This window comes from Acetivibrio ethanolgignens (assembly GCF_001461035.1).
Lineage (GTDB): Bacteria > Bacillota > Clostridia > Lachnospirales > Lachnospiraceae > Velocimicrobium > Velocimicrobium ethanolgignens.
The window spans coordinates 7,905-9,405 of sequence record NZ_LNAM01000220.1 but is presented as its reverse complement, the minus strand read 5'-3'; the positions used below and the strand labels follow the sequence as shown (position 1 = coordinate 9,405).

Here is a 1,501-nt window from a genome sequence, read left to right as displayed (position 1 = left end):
GCTTGCCGTGTACTGTTAAATAAGCCAAGACACGCACAGGAAATTTATAATGATTTTGGGTATGGATTGACTACATTTTTTGAAACATTAGGAAATAGGGAGTTGTCCCAAGCTGTTTTTGATACATTGATAGAACTGACACCAAACGAAGAACTTTTTTATCAAATGAAAAGCTACAAGCAGGAGCATGAACAGGAACTTACGGACAACTTACAGCAACAGTTTCAAAAATTTGTTTGGAAGTGTTGGAAAAAGTATCAGTCACAGGAATTGAAGATATTGCATAAAGCAGTCAGTAATAAGGAATATCAAAGAATTGTGGATACTGCCAGTCAGATAATAAGTACCAATGTGATTAAGGATATTCAAGATATGCAGATATTCCATGATTTTATTCTGCTTTATCATCAATATTGGGATATCGTCAAAGAGGAATACCAAGAAGAATATGACAATGCAAAATCAATTTTTGAAATAGAGTGGAAAAAGCAAAATGCTGACAGTAAAATTCGTAATAAACAAAAATTTCAGCATAAATTTTGCCATGAGCGTGCATTAAGTAAAATTGCTGAATATACATCCGATACACGAGTATCAAATGGTGAGGAACAGGACAAAGACCCTGTTCAGATGGCGGTTGCAACATTTATAACCTATTATCTGTCAAGGGATGGTATGGGGTTAGATTACAGTTCGGCGAAGAACCGTTCAACAGATAAGTACTATTCGTATTTGCAGAACTTAAAGGATATTGCACAGCGGTTTGAGGGTGTGGTAGTGACACAGGTGGATGCCCTCAATCTTATAGAAAATTACTGTCAGTATGAAAATGTTATGATGTATCTTGATCCGAGTTATTTAAAGCCCGAGGATGCAAATAAGGATTTAGGAAGTGGTATTTATAGTCGTTCTTTTGGATATGAAGAACATAAGCGGCTGGCAGATATCATACAGAATGCAAAGGCAAAAATCATATTGTCCAATTATGAAGTTGAACCTTATCTGTCAATATTGAGTGAAGATAAGGGATGGAAAAAGTATTACTACGATACGCATACAAGCGTGGGAAGTAAAAAAGACAATAAAAGGACAGAGGTGCTTTGGTACAATTATTGACATATTAGATGAATTTGGTATACTTATTATCAAAGAACACATCATTTTGAAGGTGTTACCAAGTTACCAAAGTTACCACAATTAAACACCATGTAAAACTTGTTTATGTGCTAGGGCATATCGGTTTTATTAGTAAGTGCGTGTATAAGTGCATCAAAATATATAGGATATAAATGAAACATGTATTAAAATATGTTTCTTTATATCCTTTTGTGTTTTATTGGAACACTTTTGAGAAATAGTGTTTTGTATGGATAGGGTATACTCTAAAGAAACAGAAAAATGATATACATTGTTTCATTTCAATAAAAATAGAAATGGAGTGGAAACAATGAATATTGGATATGTACGAGTGTCAACAGAGCAACAAAACACCATGAGGCAG

Annotated in this window: 1 protein-coding gene; it reads left to right on the top strand. The window is 34.0% G+C overall.

Features of this window, described 5'->3' with window-relative positions; all coding sequences use genetic code 11:
- On the top strand, positions 1-1,116 hold a 1,116-nt coding region (locus ASU35_RS19800; RefSeq protein WP_207644148.1), incomplete at its 5' end, for a DNA adenine methylase.
- Positions 1,117-1,501 lie beyond the last annotated feature (385 nt).